The sequence below is a fragment of the Paracoccus nototheniae genome (genome assembly GCF_004335005.1).
Taxonomy (GTDB): Bacteria; Pseudomonadota; Alphaproteobacteria; order Rhodobacterales; family Rhodobacteraceae; genus Paracoccus; species Paracoccus nototheniae.
In genome coordinates, this window is the sequence record NZ_RQRT01000081.1 from 1 (window position 1) to 14,400 (window position 14,400).

At 66.0% G+C, this 14,400-nt stretch carries 11 protein-coding genes; 4 read left to right on the plus strand and 7 right to left on the minus strand.

Features of this window, described 5'->3' with window-relative positions:
* Positions 1 to 2,969: peroxidase family protein (locus EG885_RS19395; protein WP_278248496.1), on the minus strand; the 2,969-nt coding region annotated here is incomplete at its 3' end.
* Positions 2,970 to 3,396: 427 nt separating this feature from the next.
* Between EG885_RS19395 and EG885_RS22860 the strand changes: the two genes are divergently transcribed.
* The 3 genes from EG885_RS22860 (at position 3,397) to EG885_RS19405 (ending at position 6,556) form a co-directional block, all read left to right on the plus strand.
* Positions 3,397 to 4,827, plus strand: coding sequence for a sensor histidine kinase (locus EG885_RS22860; RefSeq protein WP_165571220.1), 1,431 nt, complete (start codon positions 3,397 to 3,399; stop codon positions 4,825 to 4,827).
* Positions 4,820 to 5,572: a response regulator gene (locus EG885_RS19400; protein WP_165571221.1), complete on the plus strand. Its 753-nt coding sequence runs from the start codon at positions 4,820 to 4,822 to the stop codon at positions 5,570 to 5,572. Before EG885_RS22860 ends, EG885_RS19400 begins: the two co-directional genes overlap by 8 nt.
* Positions 5,573 to 5,725: 153 nt before the next feature.
* On the plus strand, positions 5,726 to 6,556 hold the full coding sequence (locus EG885_RS19405; RefSeq protein WP_131577928.1) for a DUF1206 domain-containing protein: 831 nt from the start codon (positions 5,726 to 5,728) through the stop codon (positions 6,554 to 6,556).
* Between the two features lie 30 nt (positions 6,557 to 6,586).
* Here the strand turns inward: EG885_RS19405 and EG885_RS19410 are convergent, their stop codons facing one another.
* From EG885_RS19410 to EG885_RS19425, 4 genes are all read right to left on the minus strand, one after another.
* Positions 6,587 to 6,919: a hypothetical protein gene (locus tag EG885_RS19410; RefSeq protein ID WP_207392340.1), complete on the minus strand. Its 333-nt coding sequence runs from the start codon at positions 6,917 to 6,919 to the stop codon at positions 6,587 to 6,589.
* 336 nt (positions 6,920 to 7,255) lie between these two features.
* On the minus strand, positions 7,256 to 9,508 hold the full coding sequence (locus tag EG885_RS19415; protein ID WP_131577930.1) for a xanthine dehydrogenase family protein molybdopterin-binding subunit: 2,253 nt from the start codon (positions 9,506 to 9,508) through the stop codon (positions 7,256 to 7,258).
* Positions 9,501 to 10,535, minus strand: a complete 1,035-nt coding sequence (locus EG885_RS19420; protein ID WP_131577932.1) for an FAD binding domain-containing protein — start codon at positions 10,533 to 10,535, stop codon at positions 9,501 to 9,503. Before EG885_RS19420 ends, EG885_RS19415 begins: the two co-directional genes overlap by 8 nt.
* A complete protein-coding gene (locus tag EG885_RS19425; RefSeq protein ID WP_131577934.1) occupies positions 10,532 to 11,023 on the minus strand; it encodes a (2Fe-2S)-binding protein in 492 nt (163 codons plus the stop codon). The genes EG885_RS19420 and EG885_RS19425 overlap by 4 nt, the downstream gene beginning before the upstream one ends.
* Before the next feature lie 113 nt (positions 11,024 to 11,136).
* Here EG885_RS19425 and EG885_RS19430 point away from each other — a divergent pair, with 113 nt between their 5' ends.
* Positions 11,137 to 11,676: a TetR/AcrR family transcriptional regulator gene (locus EG885_RS19430; protein ID WP_131577935.1), complete on the plus strand. Its 540-nt coding sequence runs from the start codon at positions 11,137 to 11,139 to the stop codon at positions 11,674 to 11,676.
* Positions 11,677 to 11,736: 60 nt separating this feature from the next.
* On the opposite strand, the gene EG885_RS19435 is transcribed toward EG885_RS19430, so the two are convergent.
* A complete protein-coding gene (locus EG885_RS19435; RefSeq protein ID WP_131577937.1) occupies positions 11,737 to 12,828 on the minus strand; it encodes an FAD-binding oxidoreductase in 1,092 nt (363 codons plus the stop codon).
* Positions 12,829 to 14,082, minus strand: a complete 1,254-nt coding sequence (locus EG885_RS19440; protein ID WP_242679756.1) for an aromatic ring-hydroxylating oxygenase subunit alpha — start codon at positions 14,080 to 14,082, stop codon at positions 12,829 to 12,831.
* Between the last annotated feature and the right edge of the window lie 318 nt (positions 14,083 to 14,400).

Sequence of the window (14,400 nt, forward strand, 5' to 3'; positions counted from 1 at the left end):
TTGAGAAAATTCAGCCGTTCCTCGTTGGTATAGGTCACGCCGCGGATGGTCACGCCATCGCCGTTGCTGCCGTCACCAAACAGCAGCAGGCTGGCCGCCTCGCGTTTGTCGGCCAGCGTCGTGGCCGAGGTGATGGATGCGTGGTTGCCATAGGCCGCAATGAAATTCGCGACCGAGAACGGGTTCTTGAGGTATTGGGTGAATTCGGCCCAGCTGGCATAGGGTTTCAGATCGGGCAGGCCGAAATCGTTGTAAAGCTGGGCGCGCGTCTCGTTCAGGGACGGCACGCCGGTTTCACGGGCCCGCGCGATGTTCAGCGCCGCAAGGTCCAGCGGCAGGCCCAGCAGATTGCTGCGCAGCGCCGGCACGACGAATTCGTCGATCTCGCTGCCCACGTCCGAGGTCAGGCCCCGGATGAAGGCCGCCTGCACATCGTCCATCGAGGTGCCGGTGGCAGTGAACGCCTCGGGGTTCAGGAACGCCTCGATCAGCGACATCTGGTCCGCGTCACCGTTCACCGGCAGCAGCGAAGCGTCCAGCCGGTCCACGGTATCAGTCAGCATCGAATGACCAAAGCGATAGATCGCATGCGCGAATTCGGCCACGATCGAGGGATCGATATCGGCCGAGTTGGTAAAGACGAAGGGATCGATCCCCGGCTGGATGCGGCGGGCGAATTCCTCGAACACCATATGCTGGTACTGCATCTCGGTGGTAAAGCGCGCTGCCTGAAACAGCCGCTCGCCGTTCCACAACAGATCGGTGGGGTCCACGCCGGAAATGTTCGTCCCTTCGGCCAGCGGCACCAGCAGCCATTCATTGATGAAGGCCACGTCGTTCGTGTCAAGGATGGTGTGCTTGTTGTCCTCGACCATGCGGTTGTGTTCGGAATGGAAGATCGAGTGCAGCGACTGCAGGGCGATGTTCTCGTTCCCGCGCCCGTCCCCCGAGACGATATGCAGGTCCAGCATCTCGTTGTCATAGGTCGCGGCGTTGTTGTCGTCGCCGGTCACGCTGTCGGCGTCGGGGGTCATGCTGCCGCCCGGGGCCGCGTGATGGGCGATATCGACCAGAAAGGCCGGACCCGCCGCCAGACTGCCCTGCGTGGTGATCCCGGCAGCCGTGCCTTCGCGCAGCCACGGTTCCGGGTGGGTGGCATCGGGTGCCATGACCATCTGCGCATAGCCGTTCGGCCCGGTGATCAGGTTGCCATAGGCGTCGGTCGCCAGCAGCGGCACCCGGTGGACATCCATGTCCACCAGCCGGATGCCCAGCACCGTCAGCGCCTGTGCCTTGACATCGGCCCAGTTGCCCACCGCCCCATCCAGCGATCCGGTCGCGGTCGTGCCATCCAGCAGATGCCCGGTCGAATAGGCGCGGGTGACGCCATCCACCTCCATGCGCACCTGCTCTCGCAGAAAGACCTGATGCGAGGCATGCGAGGTATAGGTCTGGTTCTGATCGACGAACGAGGTCGTGGCATTCACATGCTGTTCGATTCCGTCATCGTCCAGCACCGGCGTGGCGCGGGTCAGCGCCATGAAGCGCAGCTGGCTGGGCAGATCGTCGGCGGTGCCAAAGACCTGATCGGCTCCGGCGATCAACGGGTCGTCGGCCTGCAAAGGAATAAAGACGGTGCCGTTGCCGCCCTTGTTCACCAGGTCCAGACCATGGTCGAAGAACTGGCCAAAGATGGTCATGAAGCTGTTGAAAGGTGCCGTCAGCCCGACATCGGGTGACAGGTGGTCGATCACCAGCCCGCCCTCGGCGCCGGTGGTCAGGCCGTAATCCTCCAGCGTTTCGGCCAGAAAGGCCGCGGTCTGGGCAGGCGTGCCCGCGGTGTTGGCCTGTATCACCGCCGCGTCATAGTCGGCCTGAGCCTCGGTCAGTTCGACCTGCGCGGCGTCGCGCACCGTTTCGGCGGCATCGACCTGCGCCTGTGCCGCGACCCGCGCGGCCTCGACCGCCGCGACGCTGTCGGCGGCAAGGCCCCCGGGTTCCGTCACCGCCTGATAGGCCAGTGCGGCGTCTTGCAACGGGACCAGATCACCGTCATCGATCAGGGTGACGCCATTCGCGGCGTCCAGCGCATTCAGCAATTGCTGTGCAGCATCGGCCATCGCCAACACGGATGGCATGGCATCACCGGCCAGCGCCGTCGACACCGCATCCGCCGCCTCTTTCGCGGCCTCCGCTGCCGCCACGGCTGCGGCATAGGATCCCGTCGGGTCGATGCCGTCCGCCAGATCTGCGACCAGTTGCGCCATCGCCGTCGCGGCCGCCTCGGCGGCACTCGCCGCCGTCGCCGCAAGCGGGCCGGATGCGGTGTAATGCGCCAGACTGACCCCGGCCAGATTAAGGGCCGTGACAGCGGCGCCATGCTCTGCCGTCGCGGTCGTGCGGACGCTTTCGGCGGCCATCACGGCGGCATTGGCACCATTCGCATTCTGCGTCGCCTGATAGGCCGAACTGATCGCCGCAACGGCGGCATTCGCATCCACCCCCGTGGTCCCGATCGCTTTCAGCGCCGCATAGATCGCCGCCACATTCGCCGGCGTCTGATCCACGATCAGATTCGAGATGGTGCGCGGATCACTGTCCACGACATTGCCGCTGTTGCCGTAATTGGTGTTCGTGACGCCCAGAAAGGCGGCCTCGTCATTCTCGTTCGAATAGATCGGGTCCAGCAGACGCGGAAACAGCGTCTCACCTGCCCCATGTCCTTCCGTGCCGGGCAAAAGGCTGTTGTCGCTGCCGTCCACGGTCCGCAGGCCCACCGGCATCAGCGCGGCATCGGCGGCGCTTACACCATAGACCGCCTGAATCGCCTCCACGGTCGTCATCCCCGGCGTCGAGGCCTGCAACTCAGACAGTTCGATCTGCTTCAGGATAAAGCTCAGGTCATGCGCGTTGACGTGAAAACTCGTTGCCATTGTCGTCTCTCCTGACGTGACCAGAGGCTGGCGCATGACAGCACGACCTCCGGCATCGGGGGCCAGTGGCGGATCGTGTGGACGCTAGCCATTGACTAGATACATGTCCCGCCACCTCTGACAGGCGACGGTCGACAGGGTCAGGTTACGCCTGGACGGGCCGTTTCCCATACGGCGTTGGGTCGCCATGACTGGCGACTTTGGTCGCCATCGGACGGTTGGACCGGCGAATCGGCGGGCGGGCCAGTCGGGATGCGCGATCCTCTTTTAAATGAATCTTATAAAGTAGGATCAACTTTGGATTGATCGCTTGACAGCGCGTCGGTCGATGACTGGCCGAAATATCATTGACTTTCGGGGGCTAAGACCGATTCGGCCCTAATAACGTCTATGTGAACGCCCTGCGTTCTGTTAGAATTGCCAATACTTCGGACTGAATATCGCGCGACTGGTGGAGGACGCGTTGACCAAGACGTCTGACATCCCCGTCCTGTTGCCCGACCCGTCGCCCCGAACAGGCTGGCAGAGCCTTGGGCTGTTGCGGCGCCCTCTGTCCAGCTATGCGCTGATCATCATTCTGGGGCTGGCCCTTCTGGGCCTGGGGACCGCGTCCCGGTTGCAGCACATGGTCGAAACCGAGGTCGGCCACCGCGCCACGACGGTGCTGGAGGCGATGTTGAACCGGCATGCCGGGGAGCTGGCCGCCGACCCCCTGTCGCCCGAATTGCTGGCGATCATCGACAGCTATTTTCAGGACAGCGCGGCCTCTCTGGGCATTTCCGAAATGAAGATCTGGAATGCCAAGGGAACGATCCTCTATGCGTCGCGTCCCGGCCTGACCGGCGCGGTCTTTCCGGTCAGCCCCGAGCTGGGCACCGCGCTGGCCGGAGAGATCTCGGTCAGCATCGGCAGCGCCTTTCATGCCGAGACGGACCTGTCGGACGCCATGACGGATCCCCGGATGTTCGAGGTCTATGTCCCTATCCGGCGTCATGCGTCGGACCGGGTCGTCGCCGTCGCCGAATATTACCAGAATGCCGCAGTCGCCTCGGACGCGCTGGTCCGGGCGCGCTGGCAGACATGGATGATGATCGCCGTCGTCGGTGCGATGTTCGTCGCCGTCCTGCTGGTGATCCTGCGCCACAGCGACGCCGTCATCGTGCAGCAGCGCCGCGATCTGTCCGCCGGGATGGCCGATCTGGTCCGGCTGGTCGAGCGCAACAAGCAAACGCAGGCGCAGATCCAGCAGGATGCCCGGCGCCGACAAGAGGAACAAAAGGCCCAGCTGCGCCAGATCAACGCGGATATTCATGATGGCATCGGCCAGTTGCTGACCGTCGCGCTGCTGCGCATGAAGCCTGCCGAGCCTCTGGCGCCCACGCCGGACGACAGCAGCCAGTCCGTCCGGCTGATCCTGGAAGAGGCGATGAGCGAGGTTCAGGCCCTGCTCAGCGGGACCAGCCAGACGCCGCTGCCCCAGTTGCCGCTGGCCCGCGCGGTCGCCACGATCGTGGAGGCGCACAGCCGACGGACCGCCACGCCCGTCCTTGTCCTGATGGACGACGATCTTCCCGAACCCGGCCTGCCCGTCAAGGTCGCGATCTGCCGCCTTGTGCAAGAGGGGCTGCACAACGCCTTCAAGCATGCCGGGGGACAGGGCCAGCAGGTGCGGCTGCAGATGGAACGAGGCCGTCTGGTCGTCGCGGTCAGCAATGACAGCGATCAGCGGCAGGACGCGCCGCGCGATCCGTCGCGCCAGCCGATGGGTCTGCGCAATCTGCGCCACCGCGTCGAACGTCTTGGCGGCACGTTCCGGGTTCAGGACCAGCCGGACCAGCGCATGGAAATTCGCGCCAGTTTCGACACCAATCCGACAGAGGTTCATCATGCCTGACATCAGCGTGGCCGTCATCGATGATCATCCCATCGTCTGCGAGGGGTTGATGCAGCTTATCGCGGGGTTCAGCGGCTTTCGCGTCATAGGGTGCGGGCATACGGCTGCCGATGCGGTCGCGCTGGTGCGCCGCGATGCGCCCGATATCGTGATCCTCGATCTTGGCATTCCCGGTTCTGGCATCACCGCCATCCGCGACATCATGCGCGGCTGGCCCCGGACCCGCATTCTGGTGCTGACGATCTCGGAACAGCCGCAGGACGTGCTGGACGCCATGCGCCTTGGAGCGGCGGGCTATGTGTTGAAGGGGATCAGCGGGGACGAACTGTGTCAGGTTCTGAACCGGCTGATCGACGGAATCCGGCATATCAACCCCGATCTGGCGGCGCGCATCCTGTCCTCGATAGGGCTTCTGCCGGATGTCGGGGCCGAAGCCGATGCCAGCAAGCTGAGCAAGCGCGAAGGCGAAATCTATGTCCTGATCCGTCGCGGCTGCTGCAACAAAGAGATCGGTCGAACGCTTGGCCTCAGCGAAAAGACGATCAAGCATTACCTGACCAATATCTTCCGCAAGCTGAATGTCCACAGCCGGATGGAACTTGCCATGCACGCCCACAATATCGGCATTTCCGAAAGACAAGGCATCATGCCCGATGAGCCGGATCAAGGCGCCTGCACAGTGGGTCTGGCCCGCAGGCTGGCATGCCACGGGCCCGACCGGTTCCATCCCCTGCTGCGCGGGTGAACGCCCGCCCACCGACGCCCGGCCCGCCCGCAACCGCCGCGATGCGGGTGGCCGCGTTCCGGCCATCGATGCCCGGCGCGGGCACAGATCGCTTGACGCCGCTTGCCCGACCTGCAGTAGGGTCGGGTCACCAGAACAAGGCGTACAAGCACCATGAGCGACAGCAAACTGAGTTGGGCGATCCCGCTGATGCGGGCAGGCTATATCGGCAAGGGGCTGGTCTATCTGGCCGTCGCGGGCATCTCGCTCTTTTCGATCTGGCGGGGGGGACAGGCACAGGACAGCTCATCCGCCTTTGGCTGGCTGGAAAGCAGCTGGGGCGGTGGCACCATCCTGTTCGTCATCCTGCTGGGCATGATCGCCTATGCTGTGTGGCGCGTGCTGGATGCCGCCTTCGATCTGGAGGATTACGGCAATGACGCCAAGGGGATCATCGCCCGCATCGGAATGCTGGTCACCGGGGCCATTCATGTCGGTATCGGCGTGACGGTCTTTTCGCTTTTGTTCGGCGACAGCGATGGCGGCGAAGGGTCCAGCATTCCGCGTCATATCGGCACGATCATGGCATGGCCCGCGGGCCGGTGGATCGTCGGCGCGGTTGCCTTGCTGATCATCGCGGCCGGGGCGCATTACATGCGGCAGGGCTGGACGAACGACTATCGCAAGCACCTGCAGGCCAACCGATTCACCACCCGATGGAACCCGGTGCTGAAAGGGGGGCTGATCGCGCATGGGATCGTGGTCGGCGTGGTGGGCCTGCTGTTCCTGTTCGCCGCATGGCGCGCCAATCCGCAAGAGGCCGGTGGCACGGGCGAGGCTTTTTCCTGGCTGTCGGAACAGGTCTACGGCCAGATCCTGGTCATCTGCGTCTGTCTTGGGCTTCTGGGTTTCGCGATCTTCTGCTTTGTGAACGCCGCCTATCGGATCGTTCCAAGGGTCTCGGGGCCCGATATCCAAAGCCTTGCAGCCAAGCTGCGGATGTAGGGCCACAGGCGCGGCTGCCACCGCGCCCGATCACCGCGTCTGCCCCGACGCCCCCCGGACCGGAAACATATCCTCGCCGTAATGGTGCAGCTTGACATGGTGGGTCCGGCACAGCCACCGCACGTTCAGCGGCTGGTCATAGCGGTCGTGATGCGCATCGACGGTGCTGGCCCCGCACACCTCGCAGGGCTGCTTTTGCAGCTGGCCCGACCCAAGCGCGCGCTGCACCGCCAGATGGGCGCTGTATTTGGGCAGGTTCGCGCGGCGCCAGCTGCTCTGGCGGGTCTCGCTTTTCAGGACAGGCGGCGTGTGATCCGGTGGCACCCGATCCGCCGACATGTGAGGCTGCGGCTTGCGTGTCATGGCGTCCTTTCCTGTTGCGTGGCGGTTCGGCGTCAGGGATCTTGCCGAGGCCGATCCGACTGGCGGACGTTGGTGACATCATACCACCGCCGTCAGCGGGGGAAAGGGCGTCTGGCCGGTCCTTGCCGAACGGCCCGGCCATCCCGCTTTCTGAACGGGATCAAAGGCGCCTTTCGCGTCGCCGGGCTGCATCGGCACCCGTGGCGCCGCGTCCCGACGGCGGCCGGTCAAGGATCGAGCCGTCGGCTCTTGGCCCGCAAATCACCGCCCCCGATCATGGCCTTCTGATGGGCTGGGGGTCAGCCGCGTCCGGCAGCGTGGCCGCCGGGCATGGTCTCAGATCAGGGTTTCGGGGTGGATGGGAAAGCGAACGGGTCGCACCCCGGTCGCATGCCAGACGGCATTGGCGATGGCGCCGACGGTGCCGGTGACGCCCAGTTCGCCGACGCCCTTGATCCCAAGGGCGTTCACATGGGGGTCGTCCTCGTGAACCATCAGCGCCTCGATCGATGGGACATCAGCATTCACCGGGATGTGGTATCCGGCCAGATCGTTGTTGGTGAAACGACCGGTGCGGGGGTCGTGGATCGCCTCTTCCTGCAGGGCAAAGCCGATGCCCCAGATCATTCCGCCCAAAAGCTGACTGCGGGCCAGGTGCGGGTTCACGATGCGACCGGCGGCAAAGGCACCGACCAGCCGGCTGACGCGGATCTGGCCCAGATCGGGATCGACCAGCACCTCGGCAAAGACCCCGCCATGCGAGAACATGGCGCGTTGCGGTTCGCCCTCGCGGCCGCCCTTGCCCTCGCCGCGCAGCAGGTCCAGCCCGGCGCGGGCCAGAATATCCTCATACGCCTCGTGGCGGCTGTCATCGTCGTTGCGATACAGTCGGCCCCCCCGCGCGGTCACGCCCGCATTGCCCGCCCCGAACAGGGGCGAGGCCGGATCGGCGGTCGCAATCTGGGCCAGTTGCCGTACCGTATCGGCGCCTGCGTTGAACAGCGCCGTCCCCGCCGTGGCCGTATGGCCCGACCCCCCGGCAATGCCCGCATCCGGCAGGTCGGAATGGCCGGACCGGAATTCCAGCCGGTCCACGTCGATGCCCAGACCGTCGGCGGCGATCTGCGCCAGCGCGGTCCAGGCCCCCTGCCCCATATCGGCAGCCGAGGTCTCCACCACGGCGCTGCCATCGGCGCGCAGCGTCGCATGGGCCGCGGCCTGAAACATCGGGCAGGGAAATTGCGCCGTGCCCATGCCCCAGCCCTTCAGCAGCCGCCCCTGCCGCATCGCACGCGGCTGCAGGGGGCGATCCGCCCATCCGAACCGCTCTGCCGCCTGCGCATAGCATTCGCGCAGCGCCTTCGATGAAAACGCCATGCCGGTGGACGGGTCGGTCTCGGCATAGTTCAGCAGGCGAAAGGCCAGCGGGTCCATGCCCATCGCATGGGCCGCCTGATCGATCGCCACCTCCAGCGCGGCCGATCCGGGCGCCTCGCCGGGGGCGCGCATCGGGCCGGGCGTGCCGGTATCGCTGCGCACCGCGCTGTGGGTCGTGTGCAGGGCCGTCGTGGCATAGACGCTGTGCGACGCGTTCGAGGCGCTTTCGATAAAATCATCGAAGGTCGAGGCAACGGCCAGCGTGTGGTGATCCAACGCCATGATCCGGCCCTGATCGTCCAGATCCAGCTGCAGGGTCTGACGGGTCGCGGGGCGGTGGCCGACCGGGCCGTACATCTGGTCGCGGCGCAGGGCCAGCTTGACGGGGCGGTCCAGATCCCGGGCCGCCAGCACCACCAGCAACTGAGCCCCGAACAGGATCGCCTTGGACCCGAAGCCGCCGCCCAGAAACGGGCTGCGGATCACGATCCGGTCCGGCTCGATGCCCAGATAGGCGGCGAAGCTTTGCTTGGCCAATCCGATGGCCTGATTGGGCGTGTCGATCTCGACCCGGTCGCGGGCACCGCCATCCCTGAACCATTCAGCGGTGATGGCATGGGGTTCCAGCGCGTTGTGATACTGGGCGGCGGTCTCGACCACCGTCGTCTGATGCCGGGTGGCGCCTTTGCGCGCGGCGTCCAGATCGCCGACGCTCAGCGAAGGCGGGCGCCCGATGCTGACGGTTTCTGGGTCATAGGGGGTGTCGCCGTCCAGACCGATGCGCGGCGGCAAAACCTCGTATTGCGGGGCCAGCAGGCGCGCGCCCTCGGTCGCGGCCTCCAGCGTTTCGGCCACGACCAGCGCGATGGGCTGGCCCGCATAGCGGACGGTGTCGTCCTGCAAGGCCTCGGTCCGCCAGGCAAAGCCGTGGATCTTGGTGTCGGGATGCACCGCCAGCGGCGGGCAGTTCGCGGGGGTATAGACCCTGATCACGCCGGGATGGGCCATGGCGGCGGCGGTATCCAGATGCACCACCCTGCCGCGCGCGATGCCCGCGCTGGCGGCGACGGCATGCAGCAGCCCTGCGGGACGGCGATCGGCGGCATAGGGCGCCTGCCCCGTCACCTTCAGCATCCCGTCGCGCCGGGTCATCGGCTGCCCGGCATTCGATCCAAGGCGGACGTGCTGGTTGATGGTCATCGGGTCAGCCATGGTCATCTCCTTCGAAGACGGAAGCAGGCAGCGCGGGCAGCCGGTCGGGGGTTCCCGCCGCGGCGCGCATCAGGGCACGGACGGCAATGCGGCTGGCCAGCACGATCTTGGCGGCATTGTCGCCCGAGGGCACCGCATCGCGCAGGGCCAGATCGGCGGCATGGACAAAGGCGCTTTCGGTGGGGGGCTGGCCGATCAGGGCCGCCTCGGCCTGATGCGCGCGCCACGGGCGGGCGGCGACGCCGCCAAGCGCAAGGCGGGCGGCGACGATCCGGCCCTCCACGACCTCGACCCCCGCCGCAGCCGAGACGATGGCAAAGGCAAAAGACGTCCGTTCCCGCAGCTTCACATAGCGGGCGTGGCGCGCCATCCCCCCGGGATCGGGCAGGCGGATATGGGTGATCACCTCGCCCGCAGCCAGCGCGGGCGGCATGCCGGTGGCGTCGGGCAGCGGATGGAAATCTGCCATCGGCACCGCGCGCGGGCCGGTGGGGCCCGCGATGTCGACCACCGCGTCAAAGGCTGCCAGCGCCACGCACAGATCGGACGGATGCGTGGCGATGCAGGCGGGCGTCCAGCCCAGCACGGCATGGTTGCGGGTCACGCCGCCGATGGCCGAACACCGCGACCCGGGCTCGCGCCGGCTACAGGGCGACAGTGGATCCTGAAAATAGCTGCATCTTGTGGATTGCATGATGTTGCCGCCGGTGCTGGCCGCATTGCGCAGTTGGGGCGAGGCGCCCGACAACAGCGCCTCGGCCACCGCGGGAAAGCGGGCCAGCACCAGCGGGTGCCGGGCCAGATCGGCATTGCCGACCATCGCGCCGATGCGCAGGCCGCCGTCAAGATCCTCGATTTCGCGCAGGGGCAGACGCGTGATGTCGATCAGCCGGGACGGGGTCGCGACACCGATCTTCATCAGGTCCAGCAGATTGGTGCCGCCCGCCAGCAGGGCACCCCCCCGATCTGTCGCCGCGTCGATCGCCGCATCCAGGCCGTCGGCGCGGGTGTAATCGAACGGGTTCATGCCGCCTCTCCTTTCGCGGTCAGGGTCCGGGTGGCGTCCAGCACGGCCTCGGTGATCCCGGCATAGGCGGCGCAGCGGCACAGATTGCCGCTCATCCCCTCGCGGACCCGTTCGGGGTCCAGCCCGGCCTCGGCTTCGGCGATCAGCGCGACCGCCGACATGATCTGGCCCGGCGTGCAATAGCCGCATTGAAAGCCGTCATGGCGGATGAAGGCCGCCTGAACGGGGTGCAGATCGTCGCCCTTTGCAAGTCCCTCGACCGTGGTGATGCTGGCCCCGTCGCAAGACAGCGCCAGCGCCAGACAGGCATTCATGCGCCGTCCGTCGATCAGCACGGTGCAGGCGCCGCATTGGCCGCGATCGCAGCCCTTCTTGGTGCCGGTCAGCCCGATCCCGTCGCGCAGCACGTCCAGCAGCGTCGCGCGCGCATCGTCCAGGGCGATCGCCCGGGCGGTTCCATTGATGGTCAGGTTCAGAGTATGTGTCATCTTTCCCTCGTTGGCGATAAGCTGATCGGGAAGCCGGGCCGGAAGCGGCCATGGATGAAACTATACGGAGGCATCCTCCGTTTTGCAAGGACGACCGGAAGGGTGGGCCGCGAATGGGCGACGAGACGCCAAAGGCACGCAAGCCGCGCGCCGATCAGGCCCGCAACCGCGACCGTCTGCTGACCGCCGCACGAGAGGTGTTCCGCACCGACGGCGCCAGTCTTGACGCCGTGGCCCGCCATGCCGGTCTGGGCATCGGCACCCTCTATCGCCATTTCCCGACGCGCGAGGCGCTGTTTCAGGCCGTCTATGCCCGCGAGGTCGAGGAACTGGAGACGCTGGCCCGCAAGGACGATCTTGCCGTCTGGATGAAGGCCGCCTTGCAGATGATGGCCACGAAAAAGGGCATGGTCTCGGCCCTTGCCCCGGTGCTGGACAAAGAGGCGCCGTTCTTCACCACCCAATCCGGCCGGATGGCCGCCGCCATCGGGGGCCTGCGCGACCGCGCCCTTGCGGCGGGACAGATCCGCGCCGAGGTCACGGCGGATGATCTGATGCGGGTGCTGCTGAGCCTCAGCTATGGCCCCGGTGCCGACGCCTCGCGCGCCGGTCTGTTGCTGGAGGTGTTTCTGGACGGCCTTCGGCCCCGGTAAGACCTGTCGGGCCGGCTGCACATCGGCCCGGACGGGATGGCCGCCCGACCCGCAGAGGTATCAGACCTCGACCGCGATCCGGCCCATCGGGTTCGAACAGCAGGCCAGAATCCAGCCTTCCGCGATATCCTCGTCGCTGATGCCGCCGTTATGAACCATATGCACCTCTCCGGCGGTCTTGCGGATCTTGCAGGTGCCGCACAGTCCGAAGGTGCAGCCCGACGGAATGTTCAGGCCCGCGCGTTTCGCCACCGCCAGCACCGTGTCGGTTTCCGCGCAGGCCGCCGTCACGCCGCTTACGGTAAAGACCACCTGCGCGCGGGCATCCTCGTCGGGCGAGACATCCTCGATGACCGGTGCCTCGGCCTCGCTGGCGACGGGGGCGCCGAAACTTTCCTGATGATACCGCTCCATGTCATAGCCAAGCGAGATCAGCATCTCGCGCACCGCCTGCATGAAGGGCTCGGGGCCGCAGCAGAACACCTCGCGCTCCAGATAGTCCGGGGCCATCAGGCCCAGCATCAGGCTGTTCAGGCGACCCTGATAGCCGTGCCAGACGCGGAACGGCTCGGGCTGTTCGACCGTCAGGCGCAGTTGCAATCCCGGCACGCGGGCGACGTAATGTTCCAGCTGGTCGCGAAAGATGATGTCGGACGGGCGTTGGGCGGCATGGACGAAGACGATATCGGTATCCAGCGCCCGGTCCCAGGCCCAGGTGGTCATCGACATCATCGGCGTGATCCCCGACCCCGCCGAGATGAACAGATATTTCGACGCCGGATGGCGATGAAAGCTGAAGATGCCGTTCGGCCCATAGGCCCTGATCCGCATTCCCGGACGCAGATGATCCAGCATCCAGCGCGTCCCGATCGACGCCGCCTGCGCCTTGACCGTGACCGAAATCGACAGGGGCCGCGACGGTGATGAGCTGATCGTATAGGTCCGCTGGACATTGCCCCCCGGTCCCTTGGCGGGATCGACCGGCAGGTCCAGCGTCACGAATTGCCCCGGCTGGTAATCGAACCACGCCCCCGACGGCGCCCGAAAGATGAAGCTATAGGTGTCGCGCGTCTCGGGGACGACCATGACGCATTCCAGCGGCTCGTCATCCGACCACGGTTCGGTCGTCCAGTTCTGGCGGGGGCGGGCCATCTATTCGGCCGCCATCCGCTGTGCCAGCCGCGATCCCATCAGCCCGCAATACCAGTCGATCAGATGGATCACCCCGGCCTCCTGGCTGGGGGAATAGGGGCCGGGCTCATAGGCGGGCGACAGGATGCCGGCCTGATTTTCCTCGACCACCTGACGATCCTCGTCATTGGTGTTCAGCCAGACGCGGGTCAGGGTTTCCAGATCGTAATCCACGCCTTCGACGGCGTCCTTGTGGACCAGCCAGTTGGTCGTGACCTGCGTTTCCATCGGGCTGACCGGCAGGATGCGGAAGACGATCGCATGATCGGGCAGGAAATGGTTCCAGGTCGAGGGGAAGTGGTAAAACATCAGGCTGCCCGCGTCATTCCACGGCATCTCGCCCATGCGGCGCGCCACGGCGGCCTTGCCCGACAGGGTGAAGCTTTCCTGATCATCCATCAGCGGCACGCGGGCCATGCGCCATTGCATGTCGGGCGCATTGACAAAGCGCGACGGCAGCCCCGCCGCGTCGCAGCGCGCCCAATGGGCCAGAATCTCGGGGCTGGCGGCATTCGGACCCTCCATCACCGTCATCAGCGGATCGTCGGAATAGGTCCGGCACAGCGAGGGGTGCGAGCCGCCGCAATGATAGCATTCGCGGTTGTTCTCCATCACCAGCTTCCAGTTGCCCTTCTCGATGATGGTCGAGCTGAAGGCCACCTTGGCATCCGCCAGCCCCGAGGGCGCGGCATAGCGCATCAGCTGCCCCGCCAGCTCGTTGATGGCGGGCGGGATCTGCGCCAGACAGATGAACACCATCCCCTTAAGATCGATGCAATGCACCGGCTTGAGGCTGTATTTCGACGGGTCGAAACCGGCGCCCATATCGCGGGCGAACAGCAGCTTGCCGTCCAGATCATAGGTCCATTGGTGATAGGGGCAGACCAGTTTCGGATTGGTCCCGTTCGCCGACGCGCACAGCCGCTGGCCGCGATGACGGCAGACATTGTGAAACGCCCGGATGCGCCCGTCGGCGCCGCGTGTGACGATGACCGGATAGTCGCCGACCTGCATCGTCAGATAGCTGCCGGTTTTCGGCAATTCGCAGCTGGGGCCCGCGAACAGCCATTCACGATACCAGATCTGGTCCAGATCGTCGCGATAGGCCTGTTCGCCGCAATACAGATCGCGCGGCAGCGCATGACCGGGCCTGCGCGCCGCGATCAGATCGGCGGTCGAGAGGGCGGCAGAGGTCATCTGGTGGATCTGGGTCATGGCGCGGGATTCCCGATAGCGGCGTTCCCGCCACCCTAATCCCCGCCGCGCGCCAACTTGGCTGAATTGCGACACTCGGCCTGCGGAAACAGACATGGGCGCGGGGCCGCCGGGCGGTGGCTGCATCCCTGTGGCGGCGGGGGCACAGCCGCCCCGGCCCGTCCTGTCCGCATGGCCCTGACTGTGGCACGCGGACCACGGGCCGACCGGACGGTCTGGTTATCCAACTAGTTCACTCGGGAATCTGTTGACAATCCCGACAAAAACCGTCCATCAACCGCCTCGCCGCGCCGCGCGTGGTCCATGCCCCCCTGCCCA